This is a genomic window from Bradyrhizobium sp. MI1.7 (genome assembly GCF_055811795.1).
Genome location: NZ_JBVVPO010000169.1, coordinates 1 through 3,319 on the forward strand (window position 1 = coordinate 1; position 3,319 = coordinate 3,319).

General features: G+C 65.0%; 2 protein-coding genes and 1 pseudogene. 2 read left to right on the top strand and 1 reads right to left on the bottom strand.

The annotated features are described in order from the left end of the window. Positions 1–98 precede the first annotated feature (98 nt). Positions 99–608 (bottom strand): annotated as a pseudogene (locus AC0L3X_RS46735) (GcrA family cell cycle regulator); the annotation flags it as partial. Positions 609–1,064: 456 nt separating this feature from the next. Here AC0L3X_RS46735 and AC0L3X_RS46740 point away from each other — a divergent pair. Together AC0L3X_RS46740 and argF are read left to right on the top strand one after the other, a co-directional pair. Beyond that, positions 1,065–2,273, top strand: coding sequence for an aspartate aminotransferase family protein (locus tag AC0L3X_RS46740; protein WP_063985929.1), 1,209 nt, complete (start codon positions 1,065–1,067; stop codon positions 2,271–2,273). Then, complete coding sequence (argF, locus tag AC0L3X_RS46745) at positions 2,273–3,196, top strand: ornithine carbamoyltransferase (protein ID WP_014491303.1); 924 nt, start codon at positions 2,273–2,275, stop codon at positions 3,194–3,196. The genes AC0L3X_RS46740 and argF overlap by 1 nt, the downstream gene beginning before the upstream one ends. Positions 3,197–3,319 lie beyond the last annotated feature (123 nt).

Consider the following 3,319-nt stretch of genomic DNA (forward strand, 5'->3'; position numbering starts at 1 on the left):
GTTGGGGCGCGCGCGGGGGGCGGGGTGGCCGGGTACTATATGTTTTTTTTGCCCCCCCCTGGGTGGGCGGGCTCTTTTCTCCCCACACACCCACTCCCGCGCGCCCCCGGCTGCGCGGGCGCGCGCCGGCGATCGGCCGCGGGCTGATACGCCACGCGCGAGTGCTGGGCGCAGTAGGGCAGGCCGGAGAGCGCCTTGCCGCCGCAGAAGAAGAAATCCGGGCTCGAGGGATCGCCGACCGGCCAGTGGCAGGTGGCCTCGTTCAGCTCCAGCAGCGACAGCCGCTGGCTCATCGGCACGACGTTGTCGTAGGTGACCGGTTCGGCCTCGACCTCGACTTCGAAGGCCTGCGCCAGCGCGGTGTTGCCGCGCGCGATCGGGCGTGTCACCCGCATCATGTGCTGGGCGGGGCGCGCCTTGCGCGGCCGCGGCGCTGCCGATGAAGGGCTCTTGGCGCGGCCCGACAGGCCGAGCCGGTGCACTTTGCCGATTACGGCATTGCGGGTCACATTGCCGAGTTCAGCGGCGATCTGGCTGGCCGAAAGTCCGGCCTCCCAGAGCTTTTTCAGCTGCTCGACGCGATCATCCGACCAGGTCAAAACGGTCATTGCACCCTTTCCTTCGCCGGCGCCTGCCATCCTGGCGGCCGCACGGCGAATGCCTAAGCTTCGAAAAACCCGTGCCGCCAGAATCCCTTAAGGCTCGCCGGGCGCACCAGATGCGCCCGAACGCTTACGCCGGTACATGAGGACTTAGAGGATCAGAACTGCTGCACGAGATGTCGTATCTGACAAGCCAAACGCTACAATATGGCGTGACTCACGCGCAAGAGTCCGCCGACTCGCTTCCACATGTTCCGTGGCGGAAATACGCAAAATCGCCACCGCAAGACTACGGATTCTGCGTTTCGCGAGGCTTTCCGGGCGGCATTGACACCGGTTTCACCAGGCATAAGATAGTCAGGCGTGCCGCCCTTAAAAGGCGGCACGTTTCGTTTTCCGGGCCGGTCAATGGTGCGTTGCGCAATGCACGCTCACACCGTCCGCAACATTCAAGTGATCGTCATGACTAACAGCGCAGCGCCGCATTTGCTCCCCGTTTTCGCCAGGTCCGACCTCGGTTTCGAGCGCGGTGAAGGCTGCTGGCTGATTGCGACCAATGGCGATCGCTATCTCGATTTCACCTCGGGTGTGGCGGTGAATGCGCTCGGCCATGCTCATCCTGCGTTGGTCAAGGCGTTGCAAGAGCAGGCCACCAAACTCTGGCACATGTCGAACCTGTTCCAGAGCCCGGACGGCGAGAAGCTCGCCGCGCGTCTGTGCAACGAAAGCTTCGCGGACTTCGTGTTCTTCTGCAATTCCGGCGCCGAAGCGCTGGAAGGTGTGATCAAGCTGGTCCGCCATCATCACTTCTCCAAGGGTCATCCGGAACGTTACCGCATCATCACCTTCGAAGGCGCCTTCCACGGCCGCACGCTGGCAACGCTCGCCGCGACCGGTTCGGCAAAATATCTCGAAGGGTTTGGCCCGCCGATGGACGGCTTCGACCAGGTCCCGCATGGCGATATCGAAGCCGTCAAGAAGGCGATCGGTCCGCAGACCGCCGGCATCCTGATCGAGCCGATCCAGGGCGAGGGCGGCGTGCGTTCGGCAACGCCCGCCTTCCTGAAGGCGTTGCGCCAGCTCTGCGATGAGAAGGGCCTGCTGCTCGCGTTCGACGAGGTGCAGACTGGCATGGGCCGCACCGGCGATCTGTTCGCGCATCGCCGCACCGGCGTCACGCCTGACGTGATGTCGCTGGCCAAGGCGCTCGGTGGTGGCTTCCCGATCGGCGCGGTGCTGGCGACCGCGGACGCGGCTGCCGGCATGGGGCCCGGCTCGCACGGCTCGACCTTCGGCGGCAATCCCCTCGCGATCTCGGCTGCCAATGCCGTGCTCGACGTCATGCTCAAGCCCGGCTTCTTCGACCACGTGCAGAAGATGTCGCTGCTGCTCAAGCAGAAGCTCGCCTCCGTGATCGATCGTTATCCCGACATCGTCAGCGAAGTGCGCGGCGAAGGCCTTCTGATCGGCATCAAGGCCGTGGTGCCATCCGGCGATCTTGGCGCGGCGTTGCGCAACGAAAAATTGCTCACGGTCGGCGCCGGCGACAATGTCGTGCGCTTCCTGCCGCCCTTGATCGTCACCGAAGCCGAAATCGAGGACAGCGTCGGGCGGCTCGAGCGCGCCTGCGCCGCGATCTCGTCCAGTCAGACCAAGCGGGCGGCGAGCTGATGAGCAAGTCCCCGAAGCACTTTCTGGATATCAACGAGCTCCCGTTGTCGGAGCTCAAGAGCATGCTCGCGGCCTCCTCCGCCATGAAGGCGAAGCAGAAAGCGCACCAGCCGGTGAAGCCGCTGGAAGGCAAGACGCTGGCGATGATCTTCGAGCGTCCGTCCACCCGCACCCGCGTCTCGTTCGACGTCGCCATGCGCCAGCTCGGTGGCGAGCCGATCATGCTGACCGGCGCCGAGATGCAGCTCGGCCGCGGCGAGACCATCGCCGACACGGCGCGCGTGCTGTCGCGCTATGTCGACGCCATCATGATCCGCATCCTCAATCACGAGGCCCTGCTGGAGCTGGCGGAATATGCGACGGTGCCCGTCATCAACGGCCTGACACGGCGCTCGCACCCTTGCCAGGTGATGGCCGACCTCATGACCTACGAAGAGCATCGCGGCCCGATCGAGGGCAGGACGGTGGCCTGGACCGGCGACGACAACAACGTGCTGGCGTCCTGGGCGCATGCCGCCGAGCGTTTCAAGTTCAAGCTCAATGTCGCGACGCCGCCGGAGCTTGCGCCGAAAAAGGTGATGCGGGACTTCATCAAGGCCACCGGCGCGCCGATCGTGCTCGGCACCGATCCCGAGGCTGCCGTGAAGGGGGCCGACTGCGTCGTCACCGACACTTGGGTGTCGATGGGCGACAAGGAAGGCGAGCACCGTCACAACGTGCTCAAGCCCTATCAGGTCAATTCGAAGCTGATGTCGCTGGCCAAGCCCGATGCGCTGTTCATGCATTGCCTGCCCGCCCATCGCGGCGAGGAAGTCACGGACGAAGTGATCGACGGCCCGCAATCGGTCGTGTTCGACGAGGCCGAAAACCGCCTGCATGCGCAGAAGGGCATTCTGGCCTGGTGCTTTGACGCGGTGAAGTAACGCGACGGTGGAGCGGGTGGCCGCGCTGGCGGCCGCATCCACCGCTGTCGTCCCGGGGGTGCGCAAAGCGCGAGCCCGGGACCCATAACCACAGGATTGCAATGTAACCGGCGACGACCACTC

What these genes read in the sequence shown, in the direction of transcription:
- argF (WP_014491303.1), top strand. Translation starts at nt 2,273, where the DNA reads ATGAGCAAGTCCCCGAAGCACTTTCTGGATATCAACGAGCTCCCGTTG.
- AC0L3X_RS46740 (WP_063985929.1), top strand. Translation starts at nt 1,065, where the DNA reads ATGACTAACAGCGCAGCGCCGCATTTGCTCCCCGTTTTCGCCAGGTCC.